We start from the raw sequence: 26165 nt of genomic DNA, 5'->3' as shown, positions 1-26165 counted from the left end.
TATAATCAGATTATCAAGGGTGAAAATTAAATTTAGGTAGCAAAGCTATGTAGCCAATCCAGTAGCAAGAAAATCTACAGTTAGTTAGACAGCCAATTAAAAGGCATCTGACCACTATCTATTGGTTCAGCTTAGCGATTATTAGCCTCGCAACTATTAGTCTAGTAATTAATAGCTTGGCAATTAATAGTCGTTGGGATCGGTGCTAGGCTCAGGCAATACCATTTGCTCTTCTAGGTAGCGGTTTTGTTGATAGTTATCATCGTCGATACCCGCAAAGGCTGCATCTTGTGGATGGCTAGTACTATCCAGTACAGACGCACTGCCCTCTATCGTTTGACTACTAGAGTTTGCCAGATATAGATCGCCTTTTTGCCCGCAGCCTGACAATCCTAGCATAACCGCACTGCCAATAAATAAAGTAGCGACAGCCTGACGACTGGCACGAGCGAATGAGCTAGCATGCTTGGCTGCTGAGGGGCTGTGTATAGTAGACATATAATAGATAACCTGTGAGCTTACGACGGCATAATGGCGATAGTAAATCGTGATAAATAAAAAACAAACGGACAGCCAAACCGACAGCGAAAGCACTATCATTATGACCATTTTAATCATAGCATTATTACATAAAGCTGTACGGATACTGAATATGATTGGTGAATAAATTTGCGTGATGTTGGATATTTTCTAAAACATTAGTCGAATTTTTATAGTAATATCGTCTGCGAGCTTAGATATGAATGTATGCCATATGGGTGTTTCGACAATATTTCTTACAATTTTGTGAGCAATAGCGCTGTTATGTAGCCCATACAAGTTATCCACTTATATTTCTATAACTCACTGAATATAATCGATTTATTTTATATTTAGCCATTTATTAATCACACATTTTAAACCTTACCCCTGTCGTGGTGTAGAAACAAAAATGTGTTACATTATATTCCCAGTTTGCGGCGGCAATAGGATGCTAGCCTGAGATGCAGACGCATTACCTCATAAGCATGGATGCATAGCACTGTCAGAAATAGTAGCCCAAGTATAAACAAAATCGCCAATATGCTTGCTTGATATGATCAGCATATATATGGCTTATTTTTATTTACTCGACGGTTATCAACTTCATCAATTCCATATAACAATGACATCATGTCTCAGCTGTGAGCCTTACTACAGCACTTGAGATATCGGCGATGTAGCATTTGATGATAATAAAACAGGACGTGGCAATAGACGTCTTTTTTGTATCGAACGAACGATATAATTGATTTGCCCTTTATAAAAACCAATCTAAGGATAGAGTATGAGCGCCAACCTAAGTACCACTTTTGATGATAAGAACAGTGAAACATCAACCCTAACTAGCCCCACTTTAGTCCTCAACTGCGGTTCGTCTTCTATCAAATACGCGTTGATCAGCGATGACAACTCTACTCGTATCACCGGTCTTGCCGAAAACTTAGGTCTCGATACAGCCCGTATCAAACACACCACGCTAAATGGCGATAAGTTAGAGATCTCTATTCCTGGTGGTAGTCACAAACTCGCCTTACAAAAAATTCTAGAGCTACTAGAGCAATATCACTTTATCGCAGTCGGGCACCGCGTGGTACATGGCGGCCGTGAGTACTCTGAAGCGGTTCGCGTTGATCAGCATGCGCTAGAAGAAGTAAAACGCTTAAAGATACTAGCTCCACTACATAACCCTGCAAATGCTTTGGGTATTGAAGCGGTTCAAGCTATTTATCCTGATATCCCACAAGTTGTGGTATTTGATACCGCCTTTCACCAAACCATGCCGCCTGTCGCCTTCCGCTATGCGTTACCAAAATACCTGTACGAAGAGCACAAAATCCGTCGTTACGGCTTCCATGGTACGTCTCATGCCTACGTCTCAGAACGTGCTAGCCAAATCACTGAAGCAAAAGGTCCTCATGGCTGGATAACCGCGCATCTAGGCAATGGTTGCTCAGCAACCGCCGTATATGATGGCAAAAGTCTCGATACCAGTATGGGTCTGACCCCACTTGAGGGACTGATGATGGGCACACGTAGCGGCGATGTCGACCCAAGCTTACATATGCATCTGAAACGTCAGCTCGGTATTAGTCTAGAAGAAACGGACAAAATGCTAAATAGCGAAAGCGGTCTGCTTGGTATCTCTGGCCTATCAAATGACTTACGTACTATTGAGCAAGCCGCGAGCGAAGGCCATAAAGATGCGCAGCTCGCTATCGAGATGTTCTGCTACCGCGCTGGTAAATACCTCGCCAGCTTAAGCTGTGCACTGCCTGAGTTTACCGGTATTGTTTTCACAGGTGGTATCGGCGAAAACTCTGTCACCACGCGCGCAAGTATTTTAGCCGTCATGCGTCATTTCGGTATCAAGATGGACGCTGAAAAGAACGCTGGATTGTACGGTGGCCAAGAAGGCAGCTTCCAAGCAGAAGGTAGCAGTGTCGAGCTGTGGGTTATACCAACAGATGAAGAATACCGTATCGCTCAAGAGACTCGTCAAGCATTGAAATTAGTATAAGACGATTGATTATAATGCCTAGCGCTTATCGTTCTAAACGCTTATAAAAAGCTGAAAACAAATAAGATAAAGCGCTTGGTGTTTTTATACTGCATTTCTTATGCTGCTCAAAACGACTCAACGTCTAAAATAAAATAAATTGTAGGACACATTATGCAAACCATTTTACTTGTTCCCATTAGTCGCGGTATCGGTGTAACATCAGCCGCGCTAGGGCTAATCCGTGCCTTTGATTATAACGGTATCAAGGCGGGCTTTATGAAGCCGTTTTTACAAGATGATACGCTAGATAAACAACACAGCTTAGACAGCTCAAGCGCATTGACCATGCACGCATTTGGCCTAAATCCGCCTGACTCTATCAGCCGTCAACACGTTGAGCGTATGCTAGGCGATGACAATCTTGATGACTTGATGGAAGAAGTAATCGCCAATTTTCATACGATCGATGATGGTCATGACGTGATTATCTGTGAAGGTCTGGTGCCAACCACTGAGACCTCTTATGCTTCACAAATTAACCGTGCACTTGCCCACGCGCTCGATGCCAAGATTATATTTGTCAGTACTGCTGACATCAGTAAACCTGCTTATTTAGCAGACAAACTGGATGTCCATGCTCGTGAGTTTGGCGGTGTCATCGATTCACGGACGCTCGGTGTGATATTGATGCGGGTACAAGACGTGCCGAACACCTTTGATAATCAACCTGTCGCGCCTGGTGAGGCCGTTGTCAGCTTAGATCCGAACTTCCTGCAAGAGGTTCAGCGTCTATCGCCTTCGTTTAATACCGAAGTATTCCGCCTTATCGGGGTTGTCCCTTTTAGTGACTCCCTATCTGTGCCTCGCACATGGGATATCGCAACAGAGCTCGATGCAACTTGGCTAAATGTTGGCGAAGCAAAGACACGTCGTATCAATCGTATCAGCCTAACCGCTCGTTCAGTGGCGCGCGTCAACGAAGTCTTTAAGCGTGGTACGTTAATGGTCGTGCCCGGCGATCGTGATGACTTGCTATTGGCTGCTGGATTGGCCTGTATCAATGGAATTCCATTGGCAGGTCTAGTATTGACAGGTGGTATCACCCCAAGTGAGACAGTTGCTGAGCTTTGGCAGTCAGCGCTCAAAACTGGCATCCCTGTCATGAGTGTCGAAAGCGACAGCTACGAGACAGTACAGAGTCTCATGCATATGAGTTCTGAGATTCCAAGTGATGATACAGAACGTGCTGATGAAGTTGCTCGTTATGTGGCTGCGCATTTGGATCTAAGTTGGATTAAAGAATACTTCAGCCGCAATCATGAACCGCGTCTGTCACCATCAGCGTTTCGCCATCAATTGGTCAAAAAATCACAACACGCCAAAAAACGTATTGTGCTGCCAGAAGGCGCGGAACCACGTACGGTCGAAGCGGCCTGTATCTGTCAGAGTCGCGGTATCGCCAACTGCGTGTTACTTGCTAAGCGTAGTGAAGTTGAACAAGTAGCCAAAAACCGTGATCTAACGCTACCTGAAGGGTTAGAAATCATCGATCCTGACAACCTAGATATGAGCAAATATATCGCTGCTGTCGTAGAGCGTCGTAAAGGCAAAACCACTGCAGAAGTCGCTGCTGAATACCTAAAAGACACTGTCTATCTAGGTACTATCATGCTTCAACTAGACGAAGTCGATGGCCTGGTCTCAGGTGCAATTCATACCACTGCCAATACGGTACGCCCAGCATTTCAGTTGATTAAGACCGCGCCACAATACTCACTCGTGTCGTCAGTGTTCTTTATGCTGTTGCCTGAGCAAGTGGTCGTCTATGGTGACTGTGCGATCAACCCAGATCCTAATGCTGAAGAGCTTGCAGAGATTGCCATTCAATCAGCACAGTCTGCTGCTGCCTTTGGTATCGATCCAAAAGTTGCAATGATCAGCTATTCTACTGGCTCATCAGGCGCAGGCGCAGATGTCGAAAAAGTCGCCCGTGCCACACAAATCGTTCGCGAGCGCGCACCAGACCTCAAGGTCGACGGCCCACTACAGTATGATGCGGCGTCTGTCATGAGCGTCGGTAAGCAAAAAGCGCCTGACTCACCCGTCGCTGGACAAGCCAACGTCTTTATCTTCCCTGACCTCAACACTGGTAACACCACATATAAAGCGGTACAGCGCAGTGCCAACGTCGTCAGTGTCGGCCCTATGCTACAGGGCTTGAATAAACCAGTGAATGATTTATCACGTGGTGCCTTGGTCGACGATATCGTCTATACCATTGCGCTAACCGCTATCCAAGCGTATAGCGATTTGATTTAATTACGGTAAGACTCGCTAATTAAAGTTCTATGCAAAGCCGACTATCATTATGATGGTCGGTTTTTTATTGGTACTGTGGGGTCAGACAGTGGTGACAGATGCTCGCCTGCCCTCTACAATAGCGCTATCATCAAATCATTTAACCTAAAAAGGTCAGACAGTAAAACAGCAAGGTGCATGAAAGTTTACGTGCGCCCTATCTACTTTTACACATTTATTTATGCCAAATATGAGCAACAGCCCTCAAGAGAAAACACCTACACCTGCCATTCGTGCTTATCTTGGCGGCTCGTTCGATCCAGTACATAATGGTCATTTAGAAGTAGCGATGTCTGTCTATCAGCACCTACTACCAATCACCAAGCAGCTACAGTACACATTGCATGTGTCCTTATTACCCAATGCGCGCTCGCCATTTAAGACGCAAAGTACAGACCCTAACCATCGCTTAGCGATGTTAAAACTAGCGACAGAGAATACGCCGATACAGATTAATGAGCTAGAGCTGTGGCAAGCGCCGCCTGTCTATACGATCGACAGTGTGCGCACATTAAGACAACAATATCCTAATGACAGTTTGATATTTATCATGGGTATGGACAGCGCCCATAGTTTGGATAAATGGAGAGATGGCTTATGTCTCACTGACTATGTCAATTTATGGGTATTTAATCGTCAGAGCAGTACCGATGTGAGCGATGGCATTAGCAATAAACTTTCTGACAGTATTATATCTTCTAAAAATAATACAGCGACTACGGAAGATGTTAATTTCTTAAAATCGCAATTGCCGTTGTCATTGCAGCCTCATATAACAGATTCACCTATCGAGCTATTAACTCCAACCATTCAGCAACTAACAGATAGCTCGAACTCAAGCTCAAGCTCAAGTAACCCTGACTTGAAAAATGCCAATCAAGGACGCATTTATATAGATCCTCGGCCCATTACTGCAGTATCAAGCACACAAATACGTGAACAGCTACAGAAATTGGACGATCAAACAAATAAAATGCCAGTCGCTGAGAGGCAAATCGCATCTATAGCAGCAATAAATGATATCATTAGCAATACTGAATCTAATCCATTAGCTAAATGGCTAAATCCTGCTGTTTATCAATATATTATCGCCCATCAGCTATATTCTGCTGCTCAATTCCGTTAAAATCGCCTTATCTATGTCATTTTGCCTATCCTGTCTGTATGCGTGACTGACAACATATGATCAGTCGGATAAGACAAATTGACGTTTTACCCCTTTATTTTACATATTTACGATTCAAGAGATTAAAATTTATGACCAACACCATGACTGCAGAACGCCTAACAGAATGTTTGACCCTAGTACAAAGCGCTCTAGATGATATGAAAGCAAAGAACATCACTGTAATGAATGTAGAAGAGTTGACTGACGTAACAGAGCGCATCATCATCGCTGATGGTACCTCAAAGCGTCATGTACGTGCGATGGCTGATAGCGTCGGCGCTGAAGCTAAGCAAGCTGGTTTTATGCCACTTGGCCGTGAAGGCGGCATCGATTCTGACTGGACGTTGATTGATTTGGGCGCAGTTGTCGTCCATATGATGACGCCGCAAGCACGTGAGTTTTATGATCTAGAAGGCCTATGGTCATCACCTGAGCAGTTGGCTGAGCTAGTTGCTACGCCGCGTGAAAAGAAAACTGCAGGTCGTCGTAACAAAAACAAATAAGCTTGTCAGTGACGATATTCGTTCAAAATTAAGAAACGCTACACCAAAAAGACCAGAATACTTATTCTGGTCTTTTTTTATGTAAATTTTATGGTGATGAACCAGTATAATCAGATACATCATTGAGTACAGATAAGCTCATTTCATATTAATATCTATTAGCCACTAAAATTAAACCGCCTTAGCCTATTCATTTTACCTATTAGGAAACCTTATGAGCGCAGAATCGATCACATCATCACCTGAGCAAACTTCAACAGATTTTAACCAAAACTTGCCCCTACATATCGCTACCCTCACGTGTGTTCGCGCTGGTAAGTCTATGCCATTTGCCCGTGAAGAAATGAGCGCCATTGATAAAGCACCTATCAAATCTCCTGTCGCCGTCAACTTTATGGGCTTAACCACTGATGAACAGGCTGACCGCAAACATCATGGTGGCCCATTAAAAGCCGTGCATCAGCTAGCGCCTGCGACGTATGAAAAAATCAATGCAGAGTTTGGTTTAAAAGTGCGTGTCGGTACGCTAGGAGAAAACCTTACGACTGAAGCTATCGATGGTTTGCCTGAAATGACCGAGTCTACCGTTTGTATTGGTGATGTTTTTCAATATGGTGGGCATTCTGGAAGCGGTCAAGACACTAGTAATGATGGTGCTAGTGTCCAGCTACGTATCGTCCAACCACGCCGCCCCTGCTACAAAATCAACGACCAAATCGGCCAATTTACCAAAGTACCAAATATCGCGGCGTGGGTCAGCAAGCAAGGGATCTCTGGCTGGTATTTCCAAGTTGTACGCGATGGCGTTATAGACGCTGATTTACCCGTGTATTTGGTTGAGCGCCCTTATCCGTTTGCAACATTGGAGACGCTATGGCAATTGGCAAACTCAAAAGAAAAGTTTGATACTAATGTGATTGAACCGTGGCTCGCGATTGACTGTTTAGAGGACAGTTGGAAAAAGGTTCTGGCTAAAAAAATCCAACAGGATTGAAAAGGTAACACTCAACAAAAACCTTTAATATGACTTTTCTATTTATAAAAGATAGCCAGTACCCTGCGTAATGGCGTCACAAGGTTTTTCATGTTCTATGTCAGCTCCATAATAAACACTCTCTCCTTCTCTATCTTTAATCGTGGAGGAGCATTCCATGAGTGAAAAGACGGAAAGTATCAGCTACCTACAAGCGATAGCGATTAGTGTTGGTGCGATTATCGGCTGGGGTGCTTATGTTATGCCAGGCGATTTGTTTTTGCCGCAGTCACAGCTATTAGGCTCTTCTGTTGCTATTATTATCGGTACTTTAGCCATCTATATGGTTGCGCGTGCCTATATTAATTTGCTGACCCAAACGCCAGAGAATGAGTCAGGCGGTATCTATTGGATTGAAAAATACATCAATCGCAAGCATGCCTATATTTATGGTTGGGGCGTCACAATAGGCTATATTTCTATTATCGCGCTCAATATATCAGCCGTCGCTTTGCTGCTGCGCTATCTGTTACCTAGCGGCTTACAACTAGGTTATCTGTATACGATTGCTGGTTGGGAAGTCTACGCCAGTGAGGTGTTCCTATGCAGCGCGGCTATTATTTTGTTCAGTTATATCAATCTAAAAGGCGTACGAGTCGGCGCAAAAATTCAACTCTATATTGCCCTCTTTATGATTCTATCAGTCACCGCGCTGTTTTTTGCCTCGCTTTGGATGACACCAACCACCCAAACATTTTTGCCAACTGATATGTCTAGCGGCTCTATTACCAGTCTGGCGTGGTTACCTATCTTGGCCGTTATGCCATGGGCGTATGTTGGTTTTGAGACCACACCGCAGATTTCAAAAGCCATCAGCGATTCAAAAACTAAGACCAAAAGTATTATCCTAATTTCACTCATCGCCGGTGTGTTGTTTTACTTTTTAATCAACTACTTTACCGCGCTAAACATGAGCTTTGACTATCAAGCGATTAAAGACAGCCACTGGGCGACAGGTGAAGGCATAGACAATCGGATTGGTAGCATCGGCATCTGGCTACTGTCCATCGCTATGATTGGCTCGATAATGAGCGGTATCAATGGCTTTATATTGTCATCGGTTAAGCTCTTAGAATCTATGGGCGATACGTCATTATTGCCCAGTGTATTTACGGATAAACACAACCAATTCAGTAAGCAAAAGACCGTTATATTGATATGTTTGGTCTGCCTACTCTCTCCTTGGCTAGGCAGAAACTATCTACTCGATATCGTGACAATGGCATCCTTGGGTATAACCGTTGGCTTTGCTTATGTCACGACCGCCGACCTCATCAATGAGCGAAAAAAGAAACAGGCAAGTCCGTTAAATTATCTCTCTGTATTAATCAGTGTGGTCTTTATATCGCTGTTACTGCTACCATTTTCACCAGCAGCGCTGTCATTCAATGCTTATGTCTTGCTAGTATTTTTTATTCTGCTTGGGGCAATTGGTTATAAAAAAATCGCAGTCAACCCTAACGTTAATCCTGACATTAATTAACGGCAAGTAGCATTTACCTGTTGAGAGAGATAGACACCAATAGCATCAAACGCAAACGATGCTATCATCACAACCATTCCCACACAGAGCATTTCATGGCAAAAAACATTTCCTCGATGGCATTGGCATCAGTACTAGTATCATGCGCTATGCTATCGCTTGTAGGCTGCGTATCAACGACAGCGCCGCGTTATGTCATCGATAGCGATAGCTATCAAGCGACTGGCAAAAGCCAGCGCATCAAAACCATCGTCTTGCACTATACGGTCTCAGATAACGAGCGCTCGATAAAGACATTGACCACGGGCAATGTGAGCGCGCACTATCTAGTATTGGACAATGATGATAATAAAATCTACAACCTAGTGCCAGAGAGCGAGCGCGCATGGCATGCAGGTGATGGCGGCTTTGCAGGACGGACGATATTAAACGATACCTCTATCGGTATCGAGATCGTCAATAGCGGCATCAAGCCTGAATATCGAGACGCACTAAAAAATGGCACACTCGATTATCATCCTTATGAGCATTATGTGGCATTTGATGAGTTGCAGATTAAAAAAGTCGCACAACTGGTGCAGGATATCGCCGCGCGCTATGACATCTCACCAAAGAATATCATCGGTCACTCGGATATGGCACCCTCGCGTAAGATAGACCCCGGTGCCAAATTCCCGTGGGAGCGACTGTATTTCGATTACGGTATCGGCGCTTGGTATGATGAATTTGATAAGCAGTTCTTTATGAATCAAGATGGATTTGCGTCGGCCACGATACCTGAAATTAAGCAAGCGTTTCGCAAGTATGGCTATCAAATCAACGATACCGATACATGGGACAAAGCCAGTCGCGATGTCGTCTATGCGTTTCAGCTGCATTTTAGAGCGCAGCAGCCAACGGGTAATATGGATAGCGAGACCTATGCGATATTGCAAGCACTAAATAAGAAGTATGCTGGTCGGGATGATTTTTATTAAGTGATTAAAATATTAGGAGACACAATCCATGAATAATTCTCAAAAAGATGAGCAAAATGATCTGCAAAAATATCTAGAAGAAAAAGCCAAACAAGAGCAGGAGCAGGAAGAGAAAGAGGAGCAAGAACCTGAGCCACTCTCTGCCTATGATGCTTGTGTGCTAAAGGAAAGTGCGAAGATTCATGAGTTGATCGCTGAAGCTCAGAAACATCCCAAAGATGATTAACTGGATAGACAGTACTTAGCAATCAAGAATATATAAATGCGCAAGTTGATGTCTTATGTTTTGAGACATAGCTAAGCCGCTATGAGACCAACACTACAACTAAACAGCACTATATAGCTTTATAAAAGAAGGCCTATCTACCGACTATTTAGGCTATTTATTGCGATAGGCTAATGATAAAATCACCGCTCACAGGGTTATAGATAGTATCACTGCTCGCACCATCTCATCGGCTTCCCGTCTCTTTAGTTTTATCGTTGGTTTTAATGATGGCTAAGATGCTGCGCAGATTTGATAGCTTGGCTTTGATAACTTGATTCTATGACCAGTCCAAATATCTCTATTATCAAACGAACACCAATAATACTAAAAAAGGAATATTTATGTATCAAGCCTTTCAAAAACATCTACAACAAGAAATCAGTGATATACGCGCGGCAGGACTGTATAAAAACGAGCGCGTTATCACCTCTCCGCAAGATGCGCTCATCAAGATTGCCGATGGTCGTGAGATGCTTAACTTCTGTGCCAATAATTACCTTGGATTGTCTGACCACCCTGAGATTAAAAAGGCGGCGATCAAAGCCATCGAAAACTCAGGTTATGGCATGTCATCAGTGCGGTTTATTTGTGGTACGCAAGATTTGCATAAGCAATTAGAGGCGTCGATTTCTAAGTTTTTTAATACCGAAGATACGATTCTTTATGCCGCCTGTTTTGATGCCAATGGCGGTGCATTTGAGCCCCTACTAACTAGCGAAGATGCCATTATTTCTGATTCGTTAAATCATGCCTCAATCATTGATGGTGTGCGCCTTTGTAAAGCCGCACGTTATCGCTACGCCAATGCAGATATGCAAGATTTAGAGACGCAATTACAAGCGGCGCAAGCACAGCGTTTTCGTTTGATTGTGACCGATGGTGTGTTTTCGATGGACGGTAATGTAGCGCCAATGGATGAGATTTATGCGTTGGCACAGAAATATGATGCCATGGTGATGATTGACGAGTCGCATTCAGCTGGCGTGGTCGGTCGCACCGGTGGCGGCGTGACTGAATTGTTTGATCTACGTGGCGATATCGAGCTGATCACTGGTACATTAGGCAAGGCATTTGGCGGTGCTATTGGCGGCTTTACCACGGGTAAAAAAGAAATGATTGAGATGCTGCGTCAACGCTCACGCCCGTATCTATTTTCAAATTCTATTCCGCCTATGGTGGCTGCCGCTGGGGTAAAAGCGTTTGAGATGCTGTCACAAGACAATACCCTACAAGACCAATTGCATGAAAATACCGCCTATTTTGTGAAGCAAATGCAAGATGCAGGCTTCGATATCAAGCCTACCGAATCGGCCATCTGTGCGGTGATGCTGTATGATGCCAATGTCTCGCAGCAAATGGCAGACACACTGCTTGAAGAAGGCATTTATGTGATTGGCTTCTTCTATCCTGTCGTACCCAAAAATGAAGCTCGCATTCGTGTGCAGCTCTCTGCTGCTCATACTCGCGAGCAGCTAGACCAGTGTATCGCCGCCTTTATCAAAGTCGCCAAACAAATGAAGGTGATTGATTAAGCGCCGTTCGATATTTATCTAAATTCAATAATTAAGTACAACACAGCTAAATAAGAGAAAAGTATGAAAGCATTGGTTAAAGCTCATGCCGAAAAAGGCATCTGGATGCAAGACATGCCTGAACCTACGGTCGGCATCAATGACGTTAAAATAAAAATTAAAAAAACCGCCATCTGTGGGACAGATTTGCACATTTATAAGTGGGATGAATGGTCACAAAAGACCATAAATACGCCGATGATTATCGGACATGAATACGTGGGTGTCATTAGTGAAATGGGCGATGGCGTAAAGCATCTTGAAGTAGGTGACCGCGTCACAGGCGAAGGCCATATCGCTTGCGGGCATTGCCGTAACTGCCGCCGTGGTAAGCTACATGTGTGCGAAAACACCATCGGCGTGGGCGTCGACCGCGATGGCGCGTTTGCCGAATATTTGGTGATACCTGCCGATAATGTCATCAAACTCGATGAGCGTATCAGCGATGAAATGGCCGCCATTATGGACCCCTTTGGCAACGCTACTCATACTGCCCTTTCATTTCCTGTCCTTGGTGAAGATGTGCTAATCACGGGTGCAGGTCTGATTGGTTCGATGGCAACAGCGATTTGCCGCTTCGCAGGGGCGCGTAATATTGTAGTCAGTGATATTAGTGATTATCGTCTAGAGCTTGCCAAAAAAATGGGCGCGACTATGACCATCAACCCAGCCAAGGGTGAAACCATCGAAGGCGCTATCGATGAGTTAAAAATGCACGGCTTTGATATTGGGCTTGAGATGTCAGGCTCGCCTCAGGCCTTTGATTCGATGATTAGCAATATGTATAACGGCTCTAAAATCGCGCTCTTGGGCATTTTGCCTAACACCACCACGGTGGATTGGAGCAAGATTATCTTTAAGGCGCTAACCCTAAAAGGTATTTATGGCCGTGAGATGTGGGAGACGTGGTATCAGATGGAGCAAATGCTGATTAGCGGTATTGATCTGTCGCCCATCATTACTCATCGCATGCACATTGATGACTTTCAAGAAGGCTTTGATATCATGGAAAGCGGACAATGCGGTAAGGTGATTTTAAGCTGGGATTGATTTTAGTGATTTAGTATCTGAGAAATCATGGTTAGAGTTTACGTCGTCACGACTTATAAAATGGCACTGATTTCAGTGCCGTTTTTTTTGATGTTAAGAAGTGCTAAGATTCATGAGTTGATAGCTGAGGCTAAAAAGTGTTCAGAGGATAAGTAGTAGTTTTATTGCAAAACTATTGTTTCACTGGATTCCAATAATCTATTTTTACTGGCCAAAAGCAAGGGTTCAGTAACCAAATGATATGTCTTCTTCGTATTATTTACACGCAAGAATATAACCTTCCTTTCCAAGGAGTCACTCTAAAGCTTGTTCCGCTTTCGCAAGAAATAATATTGTAGATGCTGTCATATGAAGTATATAACTTGCTAAATACTCTGGAATTACTTTCTCATTATTGCCTTTACCATGGCTGCCAAGCTTATTTCTAGGTGTTGCTATACTAGATGTTAATAGACTTTTAAGAGAGTTAAAGTGACTTTGCCAAAAATCGGGGATCAAGTTATTATCCATGCAAATATTAACAAGCGTACTAGCCGTAGCTTTTTTATCGTACTCCCACCCTTGAGTATCGCAGATGGTTAACATAGTACTTTCAAAAGCTTTTAAACATTCGCTTAGTACGTTTCCGTAATCACCATGTCTATAATGCTCGTGAGCTTTCAAGAATTCTTCTTGCGCTCCTTTATACATCGATTTATTGAGTAACTCTAGAGCAGGTTTTACCACTTCAGCATGAATCAGTTGCGAATCTACTCGTATAATTTGTCCATTCTCATACTGATAACCGATACCATGTTCTTTAAGCCTCGTATTTGTTTCTTCAATCGCTTCAGATTCGCTATAATCTACAAGATCTTTACCTTGATACAAGAGTATTATTTGACACATCAACTCTAATACAGTTAAAGCCAGTTCGACATCGTCAACACTCAAAAAATACTTTGAAACTTTCTGAAAATAGCCGTCATATGATTCATGTTTAACAGGTAGCTCGAATAGTCCAAGTTCTTTTAATAGAATGTTATGCACTGTCTCATATGCTTCTCTTGAAGCTTTGCTACTGCCGCCTAAGCTTGTAGTATGATATTGCCTTATTGGTAAATCTGTTTCTATTGTTTCTTTCCAAATATGAACAATCTGTACTCTAAATTTTTGAGGTAGCTCATCATACTGATAAACATCACTATACTCGCCTCGTTCACGCATACGACGCTTAAAATATAAATCTGTTATAGCCATATATTTTCTCTTATAGTAATTTTCAATTTAAAATATTAGTAGTATTTAATCGTTATATTACAAAATTTGAAAGTCATAGTATTATCCTTTAAACTCAATAATAGACTCTTTTTGAAGCTGTAGTATGGAAGATTATATTTTTGTCTTAAACCATTAGATTTTTACTTCAAAACAAAAAAGGTGAGCTTCGTGCTCACCTTTTTATTCTAAAAAATAGCTATCGATAATAGTATTCTAAACGAACTTAGTCACTCTTAATGAAGCAACTAAAAGTGTCAAAAAGCTTTATATCTTACTCAACTCATTTTGTCTAAAGTGTATTTTTTAGATATCAAACCAGTACAAGGAAAAAACATGCAGATCGAATGTCCTGCCTGTAAAGAGATTAATCAAATAGAGTATGAAAATAATATAGCATGTGCGAGTTGTAACAAAACACTAGAGGGATATTTTTACAAGCATTTTAAAAAGCCAATTATATTAACCTCTTTCGTTATCTCTTTATCTGCATTTGGAGGGTATGAAGTTGGAAAATTTATATCAGATGATCGATACCCAATGGCAACAGAATATGAGTTAATCAGTGCCTGCTCTTCTGGTCGACTCCATGCATTATCTCGTGATTCTGTTAAAGAAAAGACCGCTCTGTGCATATGTGCATTAGAAAAAACAATGGATGATATCAGTCAAAGTGACATTGTAGGAAACGAGAAACAATTTGTTTCTCGTTTTAGGAAAAATATTGCTGCTTGCTACTAACTATTTGCCACGCGGTGAATTGTTACCACGACCACCACCAGAAGGATTGCCTGTAGTGCTTGGGCCGTTTGGTGGCGTGTTTCTTGCTGCTTGTACATTAGTAAATTTCAACATAGTTATTACTCCTTTAAATTAAGTAGATGTCCTTGAGGACAAAACCATATTAACTAATGGAAAAAGACAAATGAGGACAACAAGCGAGAATAGAACAGAAAAAAGGGAAGAGAGCAAGCAATTAATCTCAGAGATTAAGAGAGTTTGCGAACGACTTAGTTGGTCTCAAAAAGAACTTGCTGAAAAAATTTATTTAGAATTAAACGATGATGATAATGAAAAGAATATCGAAGCTTTCTGCTTTGCTTTCGTGAAGCAGTTACAACGTGCTACAACACACCCAGAGCGACTCAAAGAATACCTCTCAATCATGTCAAATCTGCCTGAATTTAAAAAAAGCAACTTAGTCCTAAATAAATACACTCCTCTTGATCATTTGAGTGATTTTATCCAATACGAAATGCTCAGAATTTCAAAAGACTTAGATAAAAAATTTCATGCTATAGAAATAGCAAAAGATTCGGAAAAATAACCCGTATTAGTCTGGTGGTAATACAATAAAACCTTCTATAACATTACAGTACGTAAGGTTCGCCTAGCGCACCGGTAAGACTAACGTTAAGGTTAAAACTAATTTATCATAAAACGGTTATTTAGAGGCGCTGTTTAGCCCCGACTGGCAGATACAAGTGGAAGGCGGGAAATAGCTCACTTACTTATAAAACACCTTATATATTACTCAGCTCTTTTAACGCTGATAGTGCCTGCTCCGCCTTATCGTCCGACACAAATATATGGTCATGATAATAGGCAGCGATCACATTAGCACTGATACCTTTTGAGGTCAGTTTGGTTGCTATTGCCGCGGTTAGACCGACCGCTTCTAGGCTTGAATGCACTGTCAGAGTGATTTGCCGAAACACGCCTTCATAATGCAAATCTGCCTCATCAGCGCTGTCTTTTGTCAAAACTAAAGTCAGCCCTTCTGGTTCTACAAATGTCGCAATTGGCGCTAAGTTTACGTATTCGGCCAGTTGACCTTTTACGGTACAAAACACAAATAACTCATCAACCAGTGCTGGCTGCATCGAACTCAATAGCTCATTGATATCTGTAATTCCTGACATTTTATTCTTCCTTATTTTGCTTAATGCTAGTCTTTATTGACCGCAATTTTAGCATGGGTGTCATTACCTATACTTGTGAAAACACGGTATAAACGCTAACCCTTATCTCCAAACACTCAACTCTTAAACACAAAAAAGGTGAGCCTAAGCCCACCTTTTTATCTTAAAAAACAGCTATCTAAAACTATAAGCGATTACTAGAAGTCTGATTAGCGACTAGCGCAACCAAGCGCGAGCGTTACGGAACATACGCATCCACGCGCCGTCTTCGTCCCACTCTTCTGGTTTCCAGCTGTGGTTATAGGCTTTTAGGTTACGCTCAGGATGCGGCATCATGATAGTGACGCGACCATCAGTGCTACATAGACCTGTGACACCGCCGAGCGAACCGTTTGGATTGAGCGGATACGTCTCAGTTGGATGACCTTGGCTGTCGACATAACGCATCGCAAGCTGACCGTGTTTTGCCATACCGTCGATTTCGTTGTTGTCTAGCGTGGCGTAGCCTTCACCATGCGCCACAGCGATTGGCAAGATACTGTCTTGCATGCCTTTGAACAGGATAGACTTGGTACGCTCGATTTTGACATTGACCGTACGCGCTTCAAATCGAGCGGATTTATTAGCGACAAAACGTGGGAAATTTTCTGCACCTGGGATGAGGTCTTTTAACTGAGCCATCATCTGACAACCATTACAGACACCTAGTGAGAAGGTATCAGGACGGGCAAAGAAGCGGACAAACTGCATGCGTAGCTCGTCATGGAACAAGATAGAGTTTGCCCAGCCAGAGCCTGCGCCGAGTACGTCACCATAACTAAAGCCACCACAAGCGACCAGTCCGTCGAAGTCACGTAGATTGATACGACCACTGAGTAGATCGCTCATGTGTACATCAACCGCTTCAAAGCCAGCTTGGGTAAAGCCTGCTGCCATCTCTGTCTGACCATTGACGCCTTGCTCACGCAAGATAGCAACTCTTGGTTTACTCTCGCGACTGGCTAAGTATGGTTCTTCAACTTTTTGATTGAGATCAAAGTTTGGCGCAGCGATTAGGCCTTTATGGCTCGCGTCGCTAATCAAGTCATACTCTTGCTGTACGCACGCTGGGTTATCGCGGCGACGCGCAATTTGATAGCTGACCTGCGTCCACGCTTGCTGCAATTCAGTACGGCTAAAGCGTAGAGTGTCGTCACCCATGAGCATTGGCGTTTGGATCAGTAGGCTATCTTCTTCAGAGCTTTGACCCACGAGGCTTAGCATATCGCTGACGTTAAATTCTTCTGCCAATTGCATGAGCGCCGCGACGTTTTCTGGCAATACTTGGATGACTGCGCCCAATTCTTCACTGAACAGCTGACCCAGTAAGTTGTCATCATCTAATGACAGCTTGATACCCTGACGGCTAGTAAACTGCATCTCTGCGATAGTCGCTAATAGACCACCATCACCGATATCGTGATAGGCGCTGATGACGCCTTGCTCATTACCCGCTTGGACAAAGTTAAAGAAGTCGACCAAATCGCTTGGCTGCGCTAAATCTGGGCAATCGTTACCTAGTTGGCTAAGCGTTTGCGCAAGGATTGAACCACCTAGACGCAGCTTGCCTTTAGACAAGTCAATACGGTAAAACGCGCTGTCACCATTGATTAGCTCAGGGGTTAGCGTTTTTGCGACGTCAAACACAGGGGCAAACGCAGTCACCACCAAACTCATTGGCGACACGACTGATTTGTCTTGGTTTTCACCATTATCATTATCTGTCCAGTTAGCACGCATCGATAGCGAGTCTTTACCGACTGGGATAGCGATACCGAGTGCTGGGCAAAGCTCTTCACCGACGGCATGTACCGCGTCAAACAATGCAGCATCTTCTACGTCATCACCACATGCGGCCATCCAGTTCGCTGACATCGTGATATCAGACAATTGAGCAATACGCGCACCAGCGATGTTGGTAATCGCTTCACCGACTGCTAGACGCGCAGAGGCTTTTGGACTGATAAGCGCAACAGGCGTACGCTCGCCGACACTCATGGCTTCGCCAGTCATTGGCTGACCATCTAGCGCCACCAAGCCAGAAGCGGTCACTGCGCAATCTGATACAGGCACTTGATAGCGACCCACATACTGATCACGCACGACCATACCCGTGATAGAGCGGTCACCAATGCTAATCAAGAATGATTTGCTCGCCACAGTTGGGTGACGCAATACATCGGTGATTGACTCGGCTAAATTCACATCGCTAAGCTCTAATGCTGGTAGCGTGCTATCAGTACGCTCAAAGCTGCGTTGCATTTTCGGTGTACCGCCGAGCAGTACTTGCATCGGCATATCGACTGGTTGCTCGTCCAACAGCTCATCATCAACGATTAACTGACGAATATCCGTCGCCTCGCCCAAGATGGCATATGGGCAGCGCTCACGGGCACAGATAGCATCGAACTGATCTTTGCTCTCTGGGCGAATCGCCAGCACATAACGCTCTTGCGCTTCGTTTGACCAGATGGCCATTGGCGACATGCCAGCTTCTAATGATGGAATCTTACGCAAGTTCAGATGCGCGCCCATTTCATGGTCATTGACCAGTTCTGGCATAGCATTAGACAGACCACCTGCCCCTACATCATGTAGTGAGACAATTGGGTTGCCATCTTTACTGTTATTGCTTACATCGACATTATCACCAGCGAGTGCCCAGCAGCGATCAAGGACTTCTTGGCAACGACGCTCCATCTCAGCGTTATCGCGCTGAACTGAGGCAAAGTCTAAGCCTTCATCAAGGTCACCACTATCGACCGACGATGCGGCACCGCCGCCCAGACCGATTTGCATCGCAGGGCCACCAAGGACGATGAGCAAATCGCCTTTTGTGATTGCATTTTTTTCAATCAGATTGCGTTTGATATTGCCGTAACCACCCGCCAACATAATTGGCTTATGATAGCCACGCATCTCGCTACCGTTTTTTGCCGCAGAGGTATCTAGCTGAAAACTACGGAAGTAACCGCATAGATTTGGACGACCAAACTCGTTTGAGAAGTTGGCTGAACCTAATGGCGCTTCGGTCATGATCTCAAGGCTGGTTGCCATACGATCTGGCGTACCATAATCCTGCGTGCTCAATTGACCTGACTGCTCCCATTTTTCGCTAAGCTCTGGAATATGCAGATGTGACACGTGGAATCCTGTTAGACCCGCTTTTGGCTTACCGCCACGGCCTGTCGCACCTTCGTCACGAATCTCACCGCCCGCACCTGTTGCCGCACCAGAATAAGGGGCAATCGCCGTTGGGTGGTTGTGCGTCTCAACTTTCATTAAGATATCGATGTTTTCTTGATGAAAGTCGTAAGGATGGATTGCATTGGCATCCATCGCGTCGGTTGGGATAGGATAAAAACGCATGCCATCAGACCCTGCCATGACCGCAGCATTGTCTTTGTACGCTGACAAGATACCTTGTGGGTTCGACTGGTAAGTGTTTTTAATCATTTGGAACAATGATTTTGGTTGTACTTCACCATCAACTGTCCACTGAGCATTGAAAATCTTATGACGGCAATGCTCTGAGTTGGCCTGTGCAAACATCATCAGCTCAACGTCAGTTGGGTTGCGTTTCAACTCATTGGCATAGGCATTCATCAGATAATCAATATCTTCACTTGATAACGCAAAGCCGAACTCTGTATTGGCCGATTCTAGCGCTGCCTGCCCTTGTCCTATTACATCAATATGGTTCAATGAGGCAGGCGCTTGATCATCAAACAATTTGCTGACATCGCTCAAGTCATAGACCAAGCTCTGAGTCATACGGTCAAACAATAATTGCTCCGCGTCTACTGGTAGTTTTTCGCCTGCGTCACCATCAACTGTCAACGTATAAACAACAACACGCTCAACACGATTGATCTCGATTTCACAGTTATTAAAGATGTCTGTCGCTTTACTTGCCCATGGCGATATCGTACCAAAACGTGGCCCAACGATGACTTGTAGTTGGTTGTCTTGCGGCGCATTTAGCGTTGCTGACTGGTCAACCGCCAGTAGATCTAGCGCTTTTTTATGTTCATCACCAGATAGCTCTCGTGATAGCACATACACTTGCTGAGTACTTATTTGACTGACATTTAGCTCGGTTTTTTGCTGAAACTGACTGATGAGTTGCTGCGTCTGAAAATCGGTAAGAAACGGTTGTCCGGCGATGGTCATCATAAAGGCATAATCCGTAAGATCAAGGCATCTCTGCCATGCTAAGTAAATGGTCTGGGTATTATAACAAGAAGACCTGTAATAAGCAGGTCTAAACCGATATAAATTGCCGATAAGTTGCGTTCTATCGCGACTTACTATTTGCGAATCGATAATTCAAAAAAGTATCTTTCTAAATCGTTTTTGATTAATCCATTGAAAAATAGAACGCTCAAATCTACGCTGTCACAATTTTTACCTAACCTTCATATTCCTTACAAACTCTCACATCGCATTACTGGGAACCTATATAAAGGTAGGGTCACAACTCGGTATTCTAGTCTCAGTTGTTAAGGCGACGATGACGTTTAACTTTTAGTTTTATTTAACGGTTAAATATATCTAGCCTAAAGAAAAATTACTATAAATAATCAACTGTTCAATTCGGCTAATTAAAACAACGCTATACAGGCCCAATTAAAACACTATAAAAAAGGAAATTTATTATGAGTAGACAAGACCATATCGATAAAGTACAAGAGCTGGTGAAAGAAGTAAAATTTGCCATGATGACCACTCGTACTCATGAAGGCCATCTACACGCCTGCCCAATGACGACTAGCGAGACAAGCATTGGTGCAAAAGAGATTTGGTTCATTGGTGATAAGACTACCGAAACTATCAAAGATATCGAAAAAGACCCACAAGTAAACTTGGCCTATGTCAGTCAAGATTCAAAAGATTATGTTTCTATTAACGGTAAAGCAGAACTGGTCGAAGACCAAGAGAAGTTAGACGAGCTATGGTCGCCAATTTACAATGCGTTTTATGAGCAAGGTAAAGAAGATCCAAATGTCCAATTAATTAAAGTCGTCCCACATGGTGCAGAGTACTGGTTAAGCGGTAGCTCAGTAGCCAATATGTTTAAGATGACCACTGCTGCAGTAATGGATGGCAAAAAAGCGACCAACTTAGGTGAAAACAACTCAGTGACACTATAAGTTGTCTGCATTTAAGCAGTAAAAACAAAAACGCCAGTGACTAATGCGACTGGCGTTTTTTATTGTCTAAGTTTTAAGCTTATTATTTTCGTTTTATGGAATTATCCGCTTTGCTTTAAATAAGGCCAAGCAGCTTTTAGATAAATCATCATCGACCATAAAGTAAGTATTACAGCGGCGACCATTAGTACGTAACCGATGGTTTCAAGCGACTGCCAGTTAAGCAGTAGTACGGTAATTGCTACCATTTGAAACGTGGTCTTTAGTTTGCCAACGTAAGATACCGCGACGCTAGTGCTCTTACCTAACTCCGCCATCCACTCGCGTAATGCTGATACTGCGATCTCGCGCGAGATAATGACGATAGCCGCTATCGCCATAATGATATTGGGATGCCACTGTACAAGAACGATGAGCGCTACAGCTACCATTAATTTGTCAGCGACAGGGTCCAAAAATCGACCAAAGGCTGACATGACATTTAGTTTACGAGCAAAATAGCCATCGAGCCAATCGGTAATCGCGGCAATAATAAAGACGCCGGTCAATAATAAATGGCGCAACAAGCTATCGCTAAACTCGCTCATCCCAACGCGCGCAATGACATTGTCTGAAATTGCAGGCATACCAATACCCATGGCGGGCGGCCAATAAGCAATCGCGACAAATAGCGGAATCATTAAGATACGCGCAATCGTAAGGTTGTTAGGCAAGTTAAAAATACTCTTGGTATTTTGCGAACTTGGCGGTTCTTCCTGCGTATGCAAATGCGTGCTGTCAGTCATGGCAAACCCAGTTTAATATGAACATAATAATGGCAGATAGCTTAGCATTTTTCGGACAAGGCGTCATGCCATCTCTGCAGCGATTGAGTTATCAAAGATATCAAGAAAGGCATCAAGATTGTCTAGATGGCCTTCTATCGACATAAGCTATTGAAATTATTAGAAGCCTTTATGAATAATTGCATCATAAAGCTCCGCTACTTACTCTAAATACCAGTGCTTCATACCAGTCTTGGCGTGTTTTTGATTTTTACAACGTAATATACTGTAACCAAAACCGCCAGACAGCACTCAATTGCGCTATCATAGCGACTGTACCAGAACACTTGTACACTTAAATCAGTAAATATCAGTAAATATAAATAGCTAAGTAAATATCTCTACCTATTGTATTGATAATTATTACCCTTATAAATAACAGTAGAGAGCACCAATAATTACAACAACTCTTGACCACGGCCTGTGTAGCTAATACATGACCCGTTTTCCTCAGCCCACAGTACCTCCTCTGTGGGCCTTTTTTTTGCTTACGTTTTGCTAAACCTAAATATCGTTAAACGATGCAAAATAATGAGCATGGATATTACGCTTACTGCGTTTACACGATTGCCCTAACGGTTTGCTGCGCCATTCGATAGCAGCTTTCTATATTACCTTTTGCACACCAGTCACCACTGACGATCCACTGCTTAGTTGCATCGATTAAGATGCCCAACTCTTCAGTATCCTTATTTACGATAGTAGCTGCATAGCGCCAACGATGGCAGTCTGTTTGACTAGGTGCGCTGTCTTCATTCCAATTTAATGCTTGTTTTGCCGCCTGTAATAATTGTTCTTTGACTGTCTCAATATCGTCATCGACATGGGCTTCTGACCAGTCATTACGTGCATGTATGGTGACACTTGGTAGTAGCTCATCATGGGCAGGTTTTTGATGCTCAATGAATATCCTATCGAGAATAGCGCTATTTAAATAAGCGACATCCCATTGCGGTGCTAGCTGACCCTTTAATGTCTCAGGTAGCTTTTGCACATCATCCCAACCAAGCATCAGCGTATAGCAGGCTTGCATTTGCGGTTTAGTAATTTTGTCTTGTTGAGTAAAGCCGCTATCTGCAACCAACTCTACCGCCTGACCATTTGGCGCTGTGCAGATCACCCAATCAAACCAACCCAGACTGGCGCCAGTTTCGTCAAATAGCTCAGTTTGCTTGCTGTTTTGATTATAAGTTTGTTTCTGGATCTGATGCTGAGCCTGCTGCGGGTTTTGAGACTGCAAATACTGAGTAAGCGGTGCGACACGCGTCTTAAATACTATGGTCGTGTGCTTGAGTGCGGCGGCCAATTCACGGCCCCAACCGGTCATTTTCGGTGTACTGATATAGCGCGCATGCACCGCGTCCCATTGTTCTTTACTTTGGATATTAGGCGGTTGCCCATTGTCATCTGCTGGGGTTAATTCAACCACTTCGGCACACCACGGCTGTAGCAACCCCGTATCTAGCCAAGGCGCGATAAATTGTTGAAAATCAGCAGTTTTCGCAGTGAAAAACTGCGCTCCGAACGACCATTGCCAGTTCTTACCAGTTTCACTATCGCGGCGATAGCGGGTCGCTAAACGGCCTACACTACGTGATTTTTCAAAGATAGTGATTTGCGGTGTGTTAGATGACGAGCTTGATTGGTTTGACGCACGCTCTAATAGTGTTGCTGTGAGCAATCCCGTTAGGCCACCACCGATGATGGCGATTTTTGGGGCAGATAGAACAGTTGAGCACGAAGCATGATCAGTCATGATGACAGTAGACCTTATAAAATATTTATGAGTCGCTACTATGTTAATTATCTAGCCTAGTAAGTACCGAGTGGCTCGTCAATTAATCCTCAATTAAAATGGTAGCGATGTTGTCTTGTTAGTATTATTGAACCTTCAAAGTGACTCAATATCAATATCGTCTACGTAAAAAAGCCATGCTATTCTCGATAACATGGCTTTTATTTAACTTTGATATGTAAATATTAATGGCTAGTACTGAATAACTATCCTTAACAATACAGGGTCGTTAGCAGACTTACTCTCCACGGCCCGCTTTGACTTCTTCAACCAAGTCATTAATTACTGAGCTATCAGCAAGCGTAGACAGGTCGCCCAGTCCCACATATTGCCCTGCTGCAAGATTACGCAAGATACGGCGCATGATTTTTCCTGAGCGCGTTTTTGGTAGTGCATCGACCATATAAATAGCATCTAACGTAGCAATTGGTCCAATCTCAGCACGCACATGGCGTTTTAATTCTGCTTTTAGATCGTTGGTCTTTTCTTCACCTGATTTTAGAATGATAAATGCACAGATACCTGTACCGCGTATCTCATGAGGCATACCGACAATTGCAGCTTCAGCAGTTGCAGGATGCGCAACTACGGCGCTTTCAATCTCTGCTGTGCCCAAGCGATGCCCTGCCACGTTGAGTACATCATCGACACGACCGGTAATCCAGTAATGCCCATCTTCATCACGTTGAGCGCCATCACCTGTGAAATAATGACCCGGATAATCGCTAAAGTAAGTTTTCAAAAAGCGTGGATGGTCATTGTAGATAGTACGCATCTGCCCTGGCCAACCGCTACTGATCACCAAATTGCCTTCTGCAGGGCCTTCTAAAATCGCACCATCACTATCGACGACTTCTGGTTTGACACCATATAGCGGTGTCATTGCCGCGCCCGGTTTGAGATCGACCGTACCTGGTATTGGCGCCATTAAGATACCACCAGTCTCGGTCTGCCACCATGTATCGACGATAGGACATTTACCATCGCCGACGACATTGTAATACCAGTCCCACGCTTCTGGGTTGATGGGCTCACCGACTGACCCTAGCAGACGCAAACTAGAACGATCCGACTCTCGAACGAAAGCATCGCCCTCTTTCATCATTGCACGAATGGCTGTCGGTGCAGTGTATAGGATAGTCACGTCATGCTTATCGATAATATGACCGATGCGCGCCCATGTTGGATGCTCTGGCACACCTTCGAACATTACCGTCGTCGTCCCATTGGCCAATGGTGCATAGGTTGAGTACGTGTGGCCAGTAATCCAGCCCACATCTGCCGTACACCAATAGACGTCATCTTCTTTAATATCAAACACATCACGGAACGTTGAGATAGCATAGGTGATATAGCCGCCTGTAGTATGCACTACACCTTTTGGCTTACCAGTAGAGCCAGACGTATATAATAAGAATAGCGGGTCTTCGGCATTCATGACTTCAGGCTCGCAGATCTCTGATTGACCATCGACCAAATTGTGATACCACACATCACGGCGACCACTCATCGGTATAGAGTTACCCGTACGATGAACGACGATGACTTTTTCGACACTCTCAGTGCCATCCATGTCGAGTGCGTGATCAACATTGGCTTTAAGCGGTGTGTGCTTGCCGCCGCGTAAACCTTCATCAGCGGTAATAACAACTTTTGAGCGACTGTCTATCAAGCGATTACCCAAACTCTCGGCAGAAAAACCACCAAACACCACTGAATGCACCGCACCGATACGCGCACATGCCAGCATCGCTACCATGGCTTCCGGTATCATCGGCATATATAACGTTACGCGGTCACCTTTTACAACGCCAAGCTTGCGCAATGAATTACCTAAGCGGCAGACAGCTTCATGTAACTCTTTAAAAGAAATGATTTTGTGCAATGAAGGGTGATCACCTTCCCAGATGATAGCCGGCTTGTATGGGTTTTCTTCAAGGTGACGATCAAGACAGTTGACTGAAATGTTCAGCTCACCATCTTCAAACCATTTGATGCGAAAATCATCTAAGTCATAATTGACGTTACTGACCTTGGTTGGTTTTTTTATCCAGTCGATTAGCTCAGCACGCTTCGCCCAAAAAGCATCAATGGCTTCGGCTGATTCGATAGATTGCTGGTAGTCTGTAAGGTACTTATCAGGTGTGGTATTGGCAGCAGCCATAAACTCGGCTGAGATAGGAAATGATTTCTGAGTCATAGTATTGGGTCCCTTTTAATTATTATGACCTACACGGATAAAC

Annotated in this window: 20 protein-coding genes; 13 read left to right on the top strand and 7 right to left on the bottom strand. The window is 43.7% G+C overall.

Features of this window, described 5'->3' with window-relative positions:
* Window positions 1-183 precede the first annotated feature (183 nt).
* Complete coding sequence (locus SJY28_RS04745; RefSeq protein WP_379543631.1) at window positions 184-498, bottom strand: lipoprotein; 315 nt, start codon at window positions 496-498, stop codon at window positions 184-186.
* 808 nt (window positions 499-1306) lie between these two features.
* On the opposite strand from SJY28_RS04745, the gene SJY28_RS04740 reads away from it, so the two are divergent.
* From SJY28_RS04740 to tdh, 10 genes are all read left to right on the top strand, one after another.
* Window positions 1307-2539: an acetate/propionate family kinase gene (locus tag SJY28_RS04740; protein ID WP_201568268.1), complete on the top strand. Its 1233-nt coding sequence runs from the start codon at window positions 1307-1309 to the stop codon at window positions 2537-2539.
* A 153-nt stretch (window positions 2540-2692) separates the two neighbouring features.
* Window positions 2693-4840 carry a phosphate acetyltransferase gene (gene pta, locus SJY28_RS04735; RefSeq protein WP_379543630.1) on the top strand — a complete coding sequence of 716 codons (2148 nt, stop codon included), beginning with the start codon at window positions 2693-2695 and terminating at the stop codon, window positions 4838-4840.
* A gap of 229 nt (window positions 4841-5069) precedes the next feature.
* Window positions 5070-6005, top strand: a complete 936-nt coding sequence (locus SJY28_RS04730) for a nicotinate-nicotinamide nucleotide adenylyltransferase (RefSeq protein ID WP_379543629.1) — start codon at window positions 5070-5072, stop codon at window positions 6003-6005.
* 131 nt (window positions 6006-6136) lie between these two features.
* The gene (gene rsfS, locus SJY28_RS04725) at window positions 6137-6550 is read left to right on the top strand and encodes a ribosome silencing factor (RefSeq protein ID WP_057758112.1); all 414 of its coding nucleotides are present in this window, start codon (window positions 6137-6139) and stop codon (window positions 6548-6550) included.
* A 214-nt stretch (window positions 6551-6764) separates the two neighbouring features.
* Window positions 6765-7544 carry an MOSC domain-containing protein gene (locus SJY28_RS04720; protein ID WP_379543628.1) on the top strand — a complete coding sequence of 260 codons (780 nt, stop codon included), beginning with the start codon at window positions 6765-6767 and terminating at the stop codon, window positions 7542-7544.
* A 157-nt stretch (window positions 7545-7701) separates the two neighbouring features.
* Window positions 7702-9066 carry an APC family permease gene (locus SJY28_RS04715; protein WP_379543627.1) on the top strand — a complete coding sequence of 455 codons (1365 nt, stop codon included), beginning with the start codon at window positions 7702-7704 and terminating at the stop codon, window positions 9064-9066.
* Window positions 9067-9161: 95 nt separating this feature from the next.
* On the top strand, window positions 9162-10043 hold the full coding sequence (locus tag SJY28_RS04710) for an N-acetylmuramoyl-L-alanine amidase (RefSeq protein WP_379543626.1): 882 nt from the start codon (window positions 9162-9164) through the stop codon (window positions 10041-10043).
* A gap of 28 nt (window positions 10044-10071) precedes the next feature.
* Window positions 10072-10269 carry a hypothetical protein gene (locus tag SJY28_RS04705; protein WP_379543624.1) on the top strand — a complete coding sequence of 66 codons (198 nt, stop codon included), beginning with the start codon at window positions 10072-10074 and terminating at the stop codon, window positions 10267-10269.
* 383 nt (window positions 10270-10652) lie between these two features.
* A complete protein-coding gene (gene kbl, locus SJY28_RS04700) occupies window positions 10653-11843 on the top strand; it encodes a glycine C-acetyltransferase (RefSeq protein ID WP_379543623.1) in 1191 nt (396 codons plus the stop codon).
* 63 nt (window positions 11844-11906) lie between these two features.
* On the top strand, window positions 11907-12932 hold the full coding sequence (tdh, locus tag SJY28_RS04695) for an L-threonine 3-dehydrogenase (RefSeq protein ID WP_379543621.1): 1026 nt from the start codon (window positions 11907-11909) through the stop codon (window positions 12930-12932).
* 294 nt (window positions 12933-13226) lie between these two features.
* On the opposite strand, the gene SJY28_RS04690 is transcribed toward tdh, so the two are convergent.
* The gene (locus tag SJY28_RS04690) at window positions 13227-14171 is read right to left on the bottom strand and encodes an STM4504/CBY_0614 family protein (RefSeq protein WP_379543620.1); all 945 of its coding nucleotides are present in this window, start codon (window positions 14169-14171) and stop codon (window positions 13227-13229) included.
* A 354-nt stretch (window positions 14172-14525) separates the two neighbouring features.
* Here SJY28_RS04690 and SJY28_RS04685 point away from each other — a divergent pair, with 354 nt between their 5' ends.
* Both SJY28_RS04685 and SJY28_RS04680 read left to right on the top strand, forming a co-directional pair.
* Entirely contained in the window at window positions 14526-14930 is a 405-nt protein-coding gene (locus tag SJY28_RS04685; RefSeq protein ID WP_379543619.1) for a hypothetical protein, read from the top strand.
* A gap of 184 nt (window positions 14931-15114) precedes the next feature.
* Complete coding sequence (locus tag SJY28_RS04680; RefSeq protein ID WP_379543618.1) at window positions 15115-15516, top strand: hypothetical protein; 402 nt, start codon at window positions 15115-15117, stop codon at window positions 15514-15516.
* Window positions 15517-15712: 196 nt separating this feature from the next.
* On the opposite strand, the gene SJY28_RS04675 is transcribed toward SJY28_RS04680, so the two are convergent.
* Window positions 15713-16111 (bottom strand): ACT domain-containing protein, encoded by a 399-nt coding sequence (locus SJY28_RS04675; protein WP_379543616.1) that lies wholly within the window; start codon window positions 16109-16111, stop codon window positions 15713-15715.
* Between the two features lie 216 nt (window positions 16112-16327).
* On the bottom strand, window positions 16328-20326 hold the full coding sequence (gene purL, locus SJY28_RS04670; protein WP_379543615.1) for a phosphoribosylformylglycinamidine synthase: 3999 nt from the start codon (window positions 20324-20326) through the stop codon (window positions 16328-16330).
* A 482-nt stretch (window positions 20327-20808) separates the two neighbouring features.
* Between purL and SJY28_RS04665 the strand changes: the two genes are divergently transcribed.
* Window positions 20809-21303, top strand: a complete 495-nt coding sequence (locus tag SJY28_RS04665) for a pyridoxamine 5'-phosphate oxidase family protein (protein WP_379543614.1) — start codon at window positions 20809-20811, stop codon at window positions 21301-21303.
* A 101-nt stretch (window positions 21304-21404) separates the two neighbouring features.
* Here SJY28_RS04665 and pgsA read toward each other — a convergent pair whose 3' ends face one another.
* The 3 genes from pgsA to acs form a co-directional block, all read right to left on the bottom strand.
* The gene (gene pgsA / locus SJY28_RS04660; protein ID WP_057758088.1) at window positions 21405-22088 is read right to left on the bottom strand and encodes a CDP-diacylglycerol--glycerol-3-phosphate 3-phosphatidyltransferase; all 684 of its coding nucleotides are present in this window, start codon (window positions 22086-22088) and stop codon (window positions 21405-21407) included.
* Window positions 22089-22686: 598 nt separating this feature from the next.
* Window positions 22687-23883: an NAD(P)/FAD-dependent oxidoreductase gene (locus SJY28_RS04655; protein WP_379543613.1), complete on the bottom strand. Its 1197-nt coding sequence runs from the start codon at window positions 23881-23883 to the stop codon at window positions 22687-22689.
* 277 nt (window positions 23884-24160) lie between these two features.
* Window positions 24161-26122: an acetate--CoA ligase gene (gene acs / locus SJY28_RS04650; RefSeq protein ID WP_379543612.1), complete on the bottom strand. Its 1962-nt coding sequence runs from the start codon at window positions 26120-26122 to the stop codon at window positions 24161-24163.
* Window positions 26123-26165 lie beyond the last annotated feature (43 nt).

Origin of the sequence: Psychrobacter sp. R86515, from assembly GCF_042466315.1 — a bacterium.
GTDB lineage: Bacteria > Pseudomonadota > Gammaproteobacteria > Pseudomonadales > Moraxellaceae > Psychrobacter.
This window is presented reverse-complemented; position numbering and strand designations above follow the sequence as displayed.